Origin of the sequence: Burkholderia sp. 4M9327F10 (assembly GCF_005503145.1) — a bacterium.
Classification (GTDB): Bacteria; Pseudomonadota; Gammaproteobacteria; order Burkholderiales; family Burkholderiaceae; genus Paraburkholderia.
The window spans coordinates 58,834-71,816 of record NZ_SCNV01000042.1; the positions used below are offsets into that span (position 1 = coordinate 58,834).

Annotated in this window: 12 protein-coding genes; 6 read left to right on the plus strand and 6 right to left on the minus strand. The window is 62.1% G+C overall.

Going from position 1 to position 12,983, the window contains the following annotated elements:
• Positions 1–76: 76 nt before the first annotated feature.
• The 4 genes from FFS45_RS29115 to uraH all read right to left on the minus strand — a co-directional run bounded on the left by FFS45_RS29115 (position 77) and on the right by uraH (position 3,906).
• Positions 77–1,441 carry a type II toxin-antitoxin system HipA family toxin gene (locus FFS45_RS29115; protein WP_137958094.1) on the minus strand — a complete coding sequence of 455 codons (1,365 nt, stop codon included), beginning with the start codon at positions 1,439–1,441 and terminating at the stop codon, positions 77–79.
• Positions 1,438–1,707 (minus strand): helix-turn-helix transcriptional regulator, encoded by a 270-nt coding sequence (locus tag FFS45_RS29120; protein ID WP_137958095.1) that lies wholly within the window; start codon positions 1,705–1,707, stop codon positions 1,438–1,440. The genes FFS45_RS29115 and FFS45_RS29120 overlap by 4 nt, the downstream gene beginning before the upstream one ends.
• 317 nt (positions 1,708–2,024) lie before the next feature.
• On the minus strand, positions 2,025–3,218 hold the full coding sequence (locus FFS45_RS29125) for a urate hydroxylase PuuD (RefSeq protein WP_137958096.1): 1,194 nt from the start codon (positions 3,216–3,218) through the stop codon (positions 2,025–2,027).
• 334 nt (positions 3,219–3,552) lie between these two features.
• Complete coding sequence (uraH, locus tag FFS45_RS29130) at positions 3,553–3,906, minus strand: hydroxyisourate hydrolase (protein ID WP_137958097.1); 354 nt, start codon at positions 3,904–3,906, stop codon at positions 3,553–3,555.
• A 616-nt stretch (positions 3,907–4,522) separates the two neighbouring features.
• Here uraH and FFS45_RS29135 point away from each other — a divergent pair.
• Complete coding sequence (locus tag FFS45_RS29135) at positions 4,523–5,935, plus strand: 8-oxoguanine deaminase (RefSeq protein WP_137958098.1); 1,413 nt, start codon at positions 4,523–4,525, stop codon at positions 5,933–5,935.
• 140 nt (positions 5,936–6,075) lie between these two features.
• Here the strand turns inward: FFS45_RS29135 and FFS45_RS29140 are convergent, their stop codons facing one another.
• On the minus strand, positions 6,076–7,008 hold the full coding sequence (locus tag FFS45_RS29140) for a LysR substrate-binding domain-containing protein (protein WP_137958099.1): 933 nt from the start codon (positions 7,006–7,008) through the stop codon (positions 6,076–6,078).
• Between the two features lie 254 nt (positions 7,009–7,262).
• On the opposite strand from FFS45_RS29140, the gene FFS45_RS29145 reads away from it, so the two are divergent.
• The 4 genes from FFS45_RS29145 to FFS45_RS29160 all read left to right on the plus strand — a co-directional run bounded on the left by FFS45_RS29145 (position 7,263) and on the right by FFS45_RS29160 (position 12,197).
• The gene (locus tag FFS45_RS29145) at positions 7,263–8,867 is read left to right on the plus strand and encodes an ABC transporter ATP-binding protein (protein ID WP_137958100.1); all 1,605 of its coding nucleotides are present in this window, start codon (positions 7,263–7,265) and stop codon (positions 8,865–8,867) included.
• A 57-nt stretch (positions 8,868–8,924) separates the two neighbouring features.
• Complete coding sequence (locus FFS45_RS29150; RefSeq protein WP_137958101.1) at positions 8,925–10,028, plus strand: ABC transporter permease; 1,104 nt, start codon at positions 8,925–8,927, stop codon at positions 10,026–10,028.
• A gap of 29 nt (positions 10,029–10,057) precedes the next feature.
• Positions 10,058–10,987, plus strand: coding sequence for an ABC transporter permease (locus FFS45_RS29155; RefSeq protein ID WP_137958102.1), 930 nt, complete (start codon positions 10,058–10,060; stop codon positions 10,985–10,987).
• Between the two features lie 115 nt (positions 10,988–11,102).
• The gene (locus FFS45_RS29160; protein ID WP_137958103.1) at positions 11,103–12,197 is read left to right on the plus strand and encodes a BMP family ABC transporter substrate-binding protein; all 1,095 of its coding nucleotides are present in this window, start codon (positions 11,103–11,105) and stop codon (positions 12,195–12,197) included.
• Positions 12,198–12,320: 123 nt separating this feature from the next.
• On the opposite strand, the gene FFS45_RS29165 is transcribed toward FFS45_RS29160, so the two are convergent.
• The gene (locus FFS45_RS29165; RefSeq protein ID WP_137958104.1) at positions 12,321–12,530 is read right to left on the minus strand and encodes a dodecin; all 210 of its coding nucleotides are present in this window, start codon (positions 12,528–12,530) and stop codon (positions 12,321–12,323) included.
• Between the two features lie 220 nt (positions 12,531–12,750).
• Between FFS45_RS29165 and FFS45_RS29170 the strand changes: the two genes are divergently transcribed.
• Positions 12,751–12,983 (plus strand): NAD(P)-binding domain-containing protein (locus FFS45_RS29170; protein WP_249362975.1); only part of this gene is annotated, 233 nt, incomplete at its 3' end.

The window sequence follows — 12,983 nt, forward strand, 5'->3', positions numbered from 1 at the left end:
GGTAGCAGCGGCTATGTTGGCCGCGGGAAGTAGACAACGCCCAAGGTATTTGCCTTGGGCGTTTTTGTATGGGGTGTTAGCTTTTCGTGCGCCCGCGCTTAGCAAGCAGAGGTGACTGTCCGATGATTTCGCGCGCCCGTTCCGGCGGTTCTGGCGCCGAAAAGCCGGCGGCTTCGATTGCAGGCTTGAGACTCCTGAATTGAACGCTTTTCTTCGGGGTGCGCAGCGATTCCATGCCGTCGTTCCACGCGTGCAGCATCTGTTTGGCTACACCTCGCCATTGCGGCTCGTTCTTTGCTGCTTCGATCACTTCGTGGCCGACTGCTACCGCAGAATCGCATAAGGCCTCCACCATTGCCGCATATTTGGGTGGTGGGATACCGACGCGGGAATTGAAAAAGCGTTCAAGCGCCTTGCCTGCCGCCCACGTTTTACGACCATCGACTGCCAGTCCAGGAGGATTCGCTGCAAAGCGTGGATAGGCTTGTGTGGTCACAATGTCGTAGACGGGCGTAAAGGCTACGTCATCGACGGACGTATAGAAAAGAGCAATGTTCTTGGTATGACAATCCGCGTTACGGACCACATAGTTGCTAAGCAGATGCCAGCCTAATTGTTCCAACTGTTGTCGCATGCTGTTCCGGTCTAGCAAATAGGCTTTCGCGACATTAAGCACTTTCTCTGTAGTTGAGTTGTATTTCTCATGCGGCGGTAGACCGAGCAGCCCGCACATATCCTCGACACCATGGACGGGAAAGCCTTCCGCGTTTACGTCGAAGCGTTCGACGACGAGCGCCCGGCCATCGTCCGACATCTGTGTACGCGCTACGGGCGCCACGCCGAGACGTTCGAGCACGCGCATCGAATAGAACTCGTTAAATCCAAGGAACGGCGTATTCTCGTCCGAACCTTTGACAATGTATCGGCTGGTTCGAATCGTGGGTTTTCCAAGCGGACCGTCGAAAACGGGGCGGCCAGTCGAGTTTCTTTGCGGAGCAATGAACTTTGGCACAGCGCCTGAGATAGCGGCACGTGCATAATCGCGAACCAGCGCGGCGAAATGCTCGGCCGTGTTGTCGCCATGAAGCACCTCTTTGACATCCAACGCCTGCAAGGTGGTGCCGGGCTCGACTCCTTCTGGTGTCACGGTGACGCGTCCGATCCCCATTGCGCCCACCACGGCCAGTAGAGAAAGGTCTGTGCCGTCGAGCAAGGGCCCAAATTGTTCCCGGATCAGGTTCAGCAAATAGCCTTCGGGCAGGTTCTGGCGAAAGAACGGATGCAGGTCGCGTGGCCAGCGCCAAGCTTCTTGACGTACGGGCATTGTCAGACTGACGAAATCGCTGGGCGCTACGTCTCGTTCGTATTGAAGGACATAGTCGTCGCGCTCGCGAAAGAGCGTGGCGACCTTCCTGCTTTGGACCTGAATATCGAGCTTCATTGATTGGGTCCCGACGCCGCGCGTTGCTCGGCAAGGATGTCTTCAAGCGTCCGGCCATGTCCGTGGGCAACCACCTTGAGATCGTAGCCTGCCGCCTCGAGCAGGCGCACCAGTACGGAAACGCTCATGTCATTTTTCGCGAGCGTCTCCATTCGCGCGACGGTGGTGCGTGCGACGCCGGCGCGGCGTGCCAGTTCCTCCTGTGACAGGCTGGATTCGCGGCGCACTTCCTTCAACATGTCAGAGACGTCGGCAAGCGTGGTCATTTGTGGCCCCAGGGCATCAGAAAACCGGGATTGAGCAATTATTGTAGCCTGAAAGGCACAAAGCATTACTTCTATTTTGTGTCTTAAGGGCTACAAAATTGGCCGAAAATAGAGTTTTGGTAGCCCAAGAGACACAATTTATGGCGTATCCGATGCTCCCATCGTAGCGCTGCCGGTTCTCACTCTGACGAGGTTAGCGGTTAAAAGCACCGTGACCCAAACAAAAACGGGCCTTCCGCTCCCGCGAAAAGCCCGCTCCATACTACCAACCAATCCGCTAAACCAGCCAGCCGACCGCAGCGGCCAGCCCAGCCCAATTACTTCAACGCCCCGCCCTGGAACCAGGCCGCAATCTTCTGGCGCTCGTCATCGGTCATATGCGTCACGTTCCCCAACGGCATCGCTTTCAACGTCACCGCCTGCTGATACAGACGCTGCGCATTCTGCGAGATCTCATCCGGCGTATCGAACATCACGCCTGACGGCGCGCTGCCCATCAAGGTCGGATGCGCGGAGTGGCACGCGGCACAACGCTGCTGCAGGATCGGCGCAATGTCGGCGACCTTCAGCGTCGGCGCATTGGCGGCTTCCGCCTGCGGCACGACCGGCTTCGGCATCGTCCAGAAGAGGGCGCCGAACATCAGCGCAATCCCGACCAGCGGCAGATACCACAGCACCTGGCCACGATGGCGCATCACAAAGAACTGACGAATCAGCGCGCCGGCGAACATGATCATCGCGAGCACGAGCCAGTTGTACTGGTTCGTGTAGGTCATCGCGTAGTGGTTCGACAGCATCGCGAACACCACCGGCAGCGTGAAGTACGTGTTGTGCACCGAACGTTGCTTGCCGCGCTTGCCGTAGATCGGGTTCGGCGTGTCGCCCTTCAACATCGCGTCGACCATCTTGCGCTGGCCCGGAATGATCACGAAGAACACGTTGGCCGACATGATCGTCGCGAGCATCGCGCCGACGATCAGGTATGCAGCACGGCCCGCGAAGATATGGCATGCCAGCCATGCCGCGATCAGCACATATGCGCCGACGCAGATGCCGAGCACCTTGTCCTTGTTGCCCAGCAAGCGGCACAGCGAGTCGTAGACAATCCAGCCCGCGGCAAGAAAGCCGAGCGCGGAGAAGATGGCCACCACCGGGCCCATATCCATGACGTTCCTGTCGATCAGATACGTGCTCGGCGAGAACAGATACAGCACCGTGAAGAGACTCGCGCCCGAGAGCCACGTGGTGTACGACGGCCACTTCGACCAGTGCAGATCGTCCGGCATTTCAGGCGGCGCGACGGTGTACTTCTGCATGTTGTAAAAGCCGCCGCCGTGCACGTGCCACAGCTCGCCGAACACGCCGCGCTTGCGCTGGTTCGGGTCCGTAGGCGGTTTCAGGCTGTTGTCGAGGGCGACGAAATAGAACGATTCGCCAATCCAGGCGATCGCGGCGATGACGTGGAACCAGCGCAATGCCAGGTTCAACCAGTCGGTGATAAAGCCTTCCATGAAACTCCTCCACTTCTGATTCGTTGTTTGCCTCGCGGGCGGCGGTACGGCTGCGGGTTCGGGTTCAATGACGGCCCACCGGGCCGGCCCGCCACGCGCCACTCGTGCAAACTGCTGTTAGGGGACGCGGTGCGCTCAGTTCGCACAGCGCCGTATTGTGGTGACCGGTTCGCTCCGATGCGTCAAACCATGGGTCACAGCGACAGGTCACAGGCCAGGCGGTCCGCATTCGACTGCGCTTCGCAGGTGTCTCCATGCATCTGCGAAATGCAGTGGTTACGAAGTCGGTGAGGCGTGAAACCGGGCCAGTCTCCATGCTGTATCCCGTGACGTGTTAGCTGCCCCGATAGGTGCTGTACGACCACGGCGACACCAGCAGCGGCACGTGATAGTGCGCGCCGGCATCGGCCACGCCAAAGCGCAGCACGACGCGATCGACGAAACGCGGCTCCGGCACCTTGGTGCCGATCGAAGCAAAGTAATCGCCCGCGCTGAATACGAGTTCGTATTCGCCGGTGACGAGTGCATCGCCTTCGAGCAGCGGCTGGTCGCAGCGGCCGTCGTCATTGGTGAGGGTGGTTTTCAGCGCCCGGCGCGTGTCTCCCGAGAGCGCAAAGAGTTCGACCTTGATGCCCGCGCCGGGACGGCCGTTGGCGGTGTCGAGCACATGGGTAGTGAGCTTTCCCATTCGCAATTTTCCTTATGTGAATGCGAGGTTTCGGCGGCGGCCCGATCCCGAATACGTTGCGGCGGATCGAGGCTCCACGTCAGTGGCTACATACCCGTCGGCGAATTGAAGCGAGCGCCGTGGCAGCCATTGTAAAAAGGATGTTCCCGTCCGCGCACGAGCGATAGGAAAGATAATAACTGGCGCATGACAGCCTGCTGAAAGCCTCCTTGTCACGCCGCTCGGACCCGCGCCGGACGGCCTTGAGCGGTGAACAGGCGGCGGATGAGCGGGCGCCCCGATCGTACCGGCGCCAAAAAGAACCACTATATCGGCTGTGTGAAGTCGGGTATCGCAACGGCGTGAGTTGTCATGGTTATTTTGGCCGTCGAAGGTTACGCCTGTGCGCAGCAGCAATGCCGCGCATCCCGAAGACGGCGTAGTACGCTGGGTAACCGGGCCAACGGCGTTCGAATGGACGCGGCGGCACGGCAGCGTGCCCGCCGCATCGCATTCGAACGACTTTGCACACGGCCGGCAGGGATGCCTCGATGGCGCCCGTGACCGGTGCGGCCCCGCCGTTGCACGTGCCCAGCGAGGCTGGCTGCAACGGCAGCAATCAAGCGGAGAAAGACGAATGACGATGGAGCAGCAGGCAGTTCAGGGTGCGGGCGCGCATACAGGCAAGCGCGGCAAAACGATGCTGGTCAGGCACGCGGACGTGCTGGTTACGATGGACGGCGCCCGGCGCGAACTGCGCGACGGCGGCCTCTATATCGAGGACAACCGGATTGTCGCGGTCGGCCCGACGGCGGAGCTGCCGCAATCTGCCGACGAAGTGCTGGATATGCGCGGTCACTTGGTGATACCGGGTCTGATCAATACGCACCACCATATGTATCAGAGCCTGACGCGGGCGATTCCGGCCGCTCAGGACGCCGAGCTGTTCGGCTGGCTGACCAGCCTTTATAAAGTGTGGGCGAATCTCACGCCGGAGATGATCGAAGTCTCGACGCTGACCGCGATGGCAGAACTGCTGCTGTCGGGTTGCACGACTTCCAGCGACCATCTGTATATCTACCCGAACGGTAGCCGGCTCGACGACAGCATTGCGGCGGCGCGCCGCATCGGCATGCGCTTCCATGCCGCTCGCGGCAGCATGAGCGTAGGGCAGAAGGACGGCGGTTTGCCGCCGGATTCGGTGGTGGAGCGCGAGCCGGAGATTCTGAAGGACACGCAGCGCCTGATCGAGACGTATCACGACGAAGGACGCTACGCGATGCTGCGCGTGGTGGTAGCACCGTGCTCGCCGTTTTCGGTGAGCCGCGATCTGATGCGCGAATCCGCGGTGCTGGCGCGCCAGTATGGTGTGTCGCTGCACACGCACCTGGCCGAGAACGTCAACGATATTGCTTACAGCCGCGAAAAATTCGGCATGACGCCGGCGGAGTACGCGGAAGACCTAGGCTGGGTGGGGCACGACGTATGGCATGCGCACTGCGTGCAACTGGACGATGCGGGGATCGAGTTGTTTGCGCGTACCGGCACCGGTGTCGCGCATTGTCCGTGCTCGAACATGCGTCTCGCTTCAGGCATCGCGCCGGTCAAACGGATGCGTCTTGCCGGCGTGCCGGTGGGTCTCGGCGTCGACGGCTCGGCCTCGAACGACGGCGCGCAGATGGTCGCGGAAGTGCGCCAGGCGCTCCTGCTGCAACGGGTCGGCTTCGGTCCCGATGCGATGACCGCACGCGAGGCGCTTGAAATTGCGACGTTGGGCGGCGCGAAGGTGCTCAACCGCGACGATATCGGTGCACTGGCGCCGGGCATGGCAGCGGATTTTGTGTCGTTCGACCTGCGTCAGCCGTTGTTTGCCGGCGCCTTGCACGATCCGGTCGCGGCACTCGTGTTCTGTGCACCGTCGCAGGTGTCGTATAGCGTGATTGGCGGGAAGGTGGTGGTGAAGGACGGACAGTTGACGACCGTCGAACTGGGCCCGGTGATCGAGCAGCACAACCGGTTGGCGAAAGCGCTGTATCAGGCGTCAGCGTGAACGTAATGTGAGCGGACCGGAGTAAGGCCCGCTTGTGAAGTTGTGGCGAAGGCTGATTGCAAGCGTGGTGGCCGGTGCGGTGGTCGTCAGGAAGCCACACCGGCAACCCGCTCGCGTAACGCGATGCGGGTCTGGCCGGCTTAAGGTTTGTCGATCAGCGTTTTGGTCGCCTCGGCAACGAGGCTGCGCAACCACCGCACTTCATCGGAGTAATGCACGCGCTCGTGCCACAGTTGGTAGTACTGCATGGGCGGGAAATCCAGCGGCGCGGGCACCACGGTCAGCGGCAGGAATTTGGCGTAGTAATCCGCAAACAGGCGCGTTGTCGTGAAGATCAGATCCGACTTGATCAGCACATACGGCGCGAGATTGAAGTACGGCAGAGTCACGACGACATGACGCTTCAGGCGCTCGCGCGCGAGGTGCACGTCGATCGCGCCGCGTTGGCCCACTGAATAGGGAGTAGGCGCAAGATGCGGAGCGTTCAGATACTGGTCGAGCGTCAGCCCGCCGCGCTTGGCGAACGGATGCGAATTGCTCATCAGGCAGACGATCTGGTCGACGAACAGGTTCGACAGATGCAACTGCTCCGGCGGCTCGGGCCAGTTGCCGACCACGATATCGAGCTTGCCGTCCTCGAGCGCCAGTTCGTAGTCGAACGCCGGCCCGAGCGAATGAAACTCGAGCGTCGCATTGGGCGCCGCCTGGCGGAAGCGCTCAACCACCGTCGGCACGAACAGCACGTTCAGGTAGTCGGGACAGCCGATCCGGTAGCAGCGGATCGAAGTGGCCGGATCGAAATTGTGTTGCTGGAACTTGATGCGCTCGATTTCGCGCAGGGCGTTCTGCACCGGTTCGAGCAGACGCAGCCCGTACTCGGTCGGGACCATGCCGGACTTGCCGCGCACCAGCAGCGGGTCGCCGGTGATGTCGCGCAGACGGCGCAGCGCCGCGCTGATGGCGGGCTGCGACTGATTGAGTTTGACGGCGGCGCGCGTCACGCTGCGCTCCATCAACAGGGTGTGCAAGACGCGTAATAAGTATGTGTCGATCGCCTCGCGTTGCTGGCTCATGACTTCTCCGAAATATATGTTCTGGCTGATCGAACGGACCATGGGGTATATGACTTTTAATATGAACAGAAAGATGCGTCAAGAGAGGGATACCCGCACAGCGTGCGCTGGCGCGGGTTTGCGGGGAATTTTGTCGGCTCGACTGAGAGGGTCGAATTAGGTATTGTCATTTCGCTAAGGCGTAGGCATGGCGCATTCGTCCGGGGCGCGCCGCCTCGTTGCAACAGGCAGTTATTGGCGTATTACGGAAACTCATGGGCGACTCTTCTTCTTATCGCGGCGACGCCGCTGCGCATCCCGCAGGCGGGCCGGCCACGGTGCCGCGCCTCGTGCTCGAGGGCATCAGCAAGCAATACCCGGCCGTCAAGGCGAACGACGAAGTCACGCTGACCGTCGCGCCCGGCGAGATTCACGCCGTGCTCGGTGAAAACGGCGCGGGCAAGAGCACGCTGATGAAGATCATCTACGGCGCGGTGCGCCCTGATGCCGGCGAGATCCGCTGGGAAGGGCAAGCGGTCGAAATCGCCAGTCCGGCCGCGGCGCGCAAGCTCGGTATCGGCATGGTGTTCCAGCATTTCTCGCTGTTCGAGACGCTGACGGTGGGCGAGAACATCGCGCTCGCGCTCGACGAACCGTTCGACCTGAAGACGCTCGCGAAGCGCATCCGTGAGGTGTCGGCGGATTACGGGCTGGATATCGATCCGCAGCGCCACGTGCATAGTCTGACGGTGGGCGAGCGGCAGCGCGTCGAGATCGTGCGCTGCCTGCTGCAGAACCCGCGTCTGCTCATCATGGATGAACCGACCTCGGTGCTCACGCCGCAAGCAGTGCGCAAGCTGTTCGAAACACTGCGGAGACTGGCGGCCGAAGGCTGCAGCATTCTGTACATCAGCCACAAGCTCGACGAGATCCAGGAGCTGTGCGATACCGCCACGGTGATGCGCGGCGGGCGCGTGACCGGACATGTGAAGCCGCGCGACGAGACGCATGCGTCGCTCGCGCAACTGATGGTCGGCCATTCGCTGCCGGACTATACGCGCCGCACGCATACGCCGGGTGACGTGCTACTCGACGTGAAGCATCTGTCGGCCGCGAGCGACGATCCGTTCGGCACTTCGCTCGACGACGTGTCGTTCAGTGTGCACGGCGGCGAGATCTTCGGCATCGCGGGTGTTTCGGGCAACGGTCAGGCGGAGTTGCTGGCCGCCCTGTCGGGCGAGCAGCGCGGCGTGCGTGACGACGCGATCACGATCTGCGGCAAGCCGGCCGGCAAGCTCGGGGCAGGCGGACGCCGTGCGCTCGGCTTTGGCTTCGTGCCGGAGGAGCGACTAGGCCGGGGCGCCGTGCCGGCCATGACGCTCGCGGAAAACGCATTGTTGACGGGGCATCGCCAGAAGATGGTGCACGCCGGCTGGATCAAGGCCGCTGCCATGCGCAGCTTCGCGAAGAAATGCATCGATGCATTCGACGTGCGGTGCGGCGGCACCGAAGCGCTCGCGCAGAGCCTCTCGGGCGGCAATCTGCAGAAGTACATCGTCGGGCGCGAGATTCTCCAGGCGCCGAAGGTGCTGGTGGTCGCGCAACCTACGTGGGGTGTCGACGTCGGCGCCGCCGCGTTCATTCGCCAGCAGTTGCTGGACCTGTCGGCACGCGGTGTCGCAATCCTGGTGATTTCCGAAGAGCTGGAAGAACTGTTCGATATCTGCGACCGCATCGCGGTGCTCGCGCGCGGCCGGCTCTCGCCTGTGCGCGTCACCGGCGATACCAATGCCGAGGAAATCGGCAGATGGATGGCGGGCCTGTTCGGCGGACGGGAGGAGGGCGCGGCGCCTTCGCCTGAAGAGCCGGCGCATGCCTGAACGCGCCCGAGCAGACGCCGCAGTCCTACGCCCCAATTGACAGCCACACGCCGACTTATGATCTTTCCGTATCGACTCGAAGCCCGCACCGCGCCCTCGCGCTCAATGCAGCTCGCCGTGCCGCTGATTGCCGCACTGCTTACGCTCGCGCTCGGCTTCCTGATTTTTGGTCTTGTTGGCCGCGATCCGCTGCAGGCGATGCACGCGTTCTTTATCGAGCCGCTCTCCGATGTCAATGGCTGGTCCGAGCTGCTGCTCAAAGCGTCACCCTTGTGCCTGATTGGACTCGGCCTCGCTATCGGCTATCGGGCCAATGTCTGGAACATCGGCGCGGAAGGGCAAATGCTGCTCGGCGGCATTGCGGCCAGCGGCGTCGCCATTCATTTCGACCAGGCAAGCGGCTGGTGGATCCTGCCGACGATGATGCTGGCGGGTGTTGCCGGCGGCATGGTGTGGGCCGCGATCCCCGCGTTCCTGAAGAGCCGCTACAACACCAACGAAATTCTCACGAGCCTGATGCTCACCTATGTGGCGACGCAGTTGCTGATCTATCTGGTGAGCGGTCCGTGGCGCGATCCGCAGGGCATGAACTTCCCGCTCTCCGAGATGTTCAGCGGCGACGCGCTTTACCCGACGTTCTCCGGCGACTGGCACTGGAAACTCCTGCGCGGCACGCGTCTTAACGCGTCGATCTTCGTTACGCTCGCGGCGATTCCGCTGGTCTGGCTGTTCATGCGCAAGAGCTTCGCCGGCTTCCGCATGAACGTGGGCGGCCTCGCTCCGCTCGCCGCACGGTATGCCGGTTTCTCGGACAAGAAGACGATCTGGACCTCGCTGCTCATCAGCGGCGGGCTCGCGGGTCTGGCCGGCATGGGGGAAATCGCCGGGCCGATCGGCCAGTTGCAGGCCACCTGGTCGCCGGGTTACGGCTTCACGGCGATCATCGTCGTGTTCGTGGGCCGGCTGCATCCGGTTGGCATCGTGCTGGCGAGCCTCCTGATGGCGTTGCTGTATCTGGGCGGTGAAGCGGTGCAGACCTCGATGCAGTTGCCGCAGGCGCTCTCCGGCGTATTCCAGGGGCTGCTGCTGTTCTGCCTGCTGGGCGCCGACCTGTTTGTGAATTACCGCGTGCGCCGCCGTACTGCCGCCGCTCATGTCTGAAGCTCACTGATTTTCCCCGACCTGGTCTTATGGATATTCAACAAGCTAGCGCGCTCACCTCGAGCGCCGTCACCGCCGCCATACCGCTGATGTTTGCCGGTGTGGGCGAACTCGTCACCGAAAAATCGGGAGTCCTCAATCTCGGTGTGGAAGGCATGATGCTGATGGGCGCCGTCAGCGGCTATGCGGTCACCTCGATTACCGGTGATCCGTGGCTCGGCGTGCTGGCGTCGATTGTGGCAGGGCTCGCCATGTCGCTGCTGTTCGGCTTCCTGACGTTGACCATGCTCGCCAATCAGGTTGCCACCGGTCTTTCGCTGACGATCTTCGGCATCGGGTTGTCGGCCTATGTCGGCAAGCCGTATACGTCGGCGGCTGTGCGCGCCTCCATCGACGTGTGGGCGATTCCGCTGCTCTCGAAGATTCCGGTGCTCGGCGCGGCCTTCTTCAGTCTGACACCGCTCGATTACCTCGCCTTCATCATGTTCGCCGTGGTGGGCTGGTTTCTGTACCGCACCCGTGCGGGCCTCGTGCTGCGCTCGGTCGGCGAGTCGCCGCAGGTGGCGCACTCGGTGGGCTTTCCGGTGGTCGGCGTGCGTTATGGGGCGGTCGCGTTCGGGGGCGGCATGGCGGGTTTGGCGGGAGGTTACTACTCGATCGTCAATCTGCATCTGTGGCAGGAGCAGCTTACCTCGGGCCGCGGCTGGATTGCGCTCGCGCTGGTGGTGTTCTCCACATGGCGCCCGGGGCGCCTCCTGATCGGCGCGCTGCTGTTCGGCGCGGTGACCGGTCTGCAGTTTTATGCGCAGGCGATCGGCGTACCGGTGCCGACACAGTTTCTCGCGATGCTGCCGTATCTCGCGACGATCGTCGTACTGGTGCTGATCTCGCGCAATCCGAACACCATCCGCCTGAACGCGCCGGCCTCGCTCGGCAAGCCGTTCTTTGCGGCGGGTTAGTGGACTCACGCGGTCAGGCTTCAGATTGGCGTTGGAAGTTAAGCAGGATGCACAAGCCGGTTACGTGTTTTCAGGCACGCGGTTTGACGGAATCAATCACACGACAGGAGAAAACATGAAGAGAAGAAATCTGCTGACCGCTGCGGCGCTGGGGGCTGTCTCGCTTGGCCTTGGTGTAACGCTGTCGCAAACCGCGCAGGCTGCAGACGTGCCGGGCGTCGCGTTCGTCTACCTCGGCAACCCTGGGGACGCCGGCTGGACCTACGCGCACGACCAGGGCTCGAAGCAGGTCGAAGCCAAATTCGGCAACAAGATCAAGATCACGCGCATCGAGAACGTGCCGGAATCGGCCGACTCCGAGCGTGTGTTCCGCGATCTGGCGAACAAGGGCAACAAGATCATCATCGGTTCGAGCTTCGGCTATCAGGACTTCGAACTGAAAGTGGCGAAGGATTTCCCGGACACGGTGTTTTTGCATGCGACCGGCTACAAGAAGGGACCGAACTTCGGCACCTATGACGTGCGTATGTATCAGGGCGCGTATCTGGCCGGCGTCGCGGCCGGTTACGTGACGAAGACCAACACACTGGGTTTTGTCGCCTCGGTGCCGATTCCCGAAGTGATCCGCAACATCAACGCATACACGCTCGGCGCGCGCTCGGTGAATCCGAAGGTGCACACCAAGGTTATCTGGATCAATAGCTGGTTCGATCCGGGCAAGGAAAAGCAGGCCGCGGAAACGCTGATCGGCCAGGGCGCCGACGTGCTGCTGCAGAACACCGATTCGAGCGCGACGCTGGCAACGGCTTCGGAAAAGCACGTGCATGCGTTCGGCTGGGATTCGGACATGAAGAAGTTCGGTCCTGATGCGCACCTGGGTTCGGTGGTCGGCAACTGGGGCGTGTACTACACCGCGGTGGTCCAGCAGGTACTGGACGGCAAGTGGAAAAACGATCCGGTGTGGTGGGGCATTCCGCAGAAGGCTGTCAGCCTGGATGACCTGAACACCTCGGCCATCCCGGCTAACGCGGTGAAGGATGTGGAAGCGCGGCGCGACAAGATTGCGGGCGGCCAATGGGATGTCTTCACCGGCCCGATCAAGGATCAGTCCGGCAACGTGAAGGTGCCGGCCGGCAAAACCCTGGCCGACCCTGACCTGCAACGGCTGAACTGGTACGTGGAAGGCGTGGACGGCACGCTGCCGAACTGATTGCCACGAGCGCCGGCTGAAGGTGGCCTGGCGCGAACAGTCGACCACGCGGCGGTTGCAGAACCGCTGTTTCAGGAGCTGCGTCCTTGCGGACGCAGCTTTTTTTGTTGCTGCTGACGGTGCCTATTCAATCCGCAGGCCGACCTTGATGGTCACCTGCCAGTGCACGACCTTGTCGTCTTCGATCTGGCCCCGGGTTTCCGTCACTTCGAACCAGTGTAGATTGCGCAGGGTCTTCGACGCTTTTTCAATCGCGGTGCGGATCGCATCGTCGCTCGACTTGGTCGATGAGCCGGTCAACTCGATCTGCTTGTAGACGTGGTCTTTTGTCATCTTCTCCTCCTTCTTCTTCAGGTGTGTGAAAAAAGTATAGGCAATTGCGCTCCAGGCGCGCTGCCGGATCATGGTGCACATCGCGTGCCGGGTATGTGTGGACGGGAGGCCGCCGGTATGATCGGGAGCGGGGTTGCTTGCGACGAGCGGCTCCCGTCTGGCAGGACAACTTCATCACGAGGCAATCAGAGTGGAAATTGGTTTTTGCGGCCCAGGCCTGATGGGCGCGCCGATGATTCGGCATTTGCTGCGTGCGGGGCACACCGTGCACGTCTGGAACCGCACGCGGGCCAAGGCCGAGGCGCTGCGTGAGGCGGGCGCCCAGGTGGTCGATACGCCGGGTGAACTGGCAGGGTGCGTTGAAACGGTGCTGCTGTGCGTGGCGGACGCGGCGGCGGTCGAGGAGGTGGTGTTCGGCCCTGCGGGTGTGCTGGGCGGTGCGGGCAATAGCGG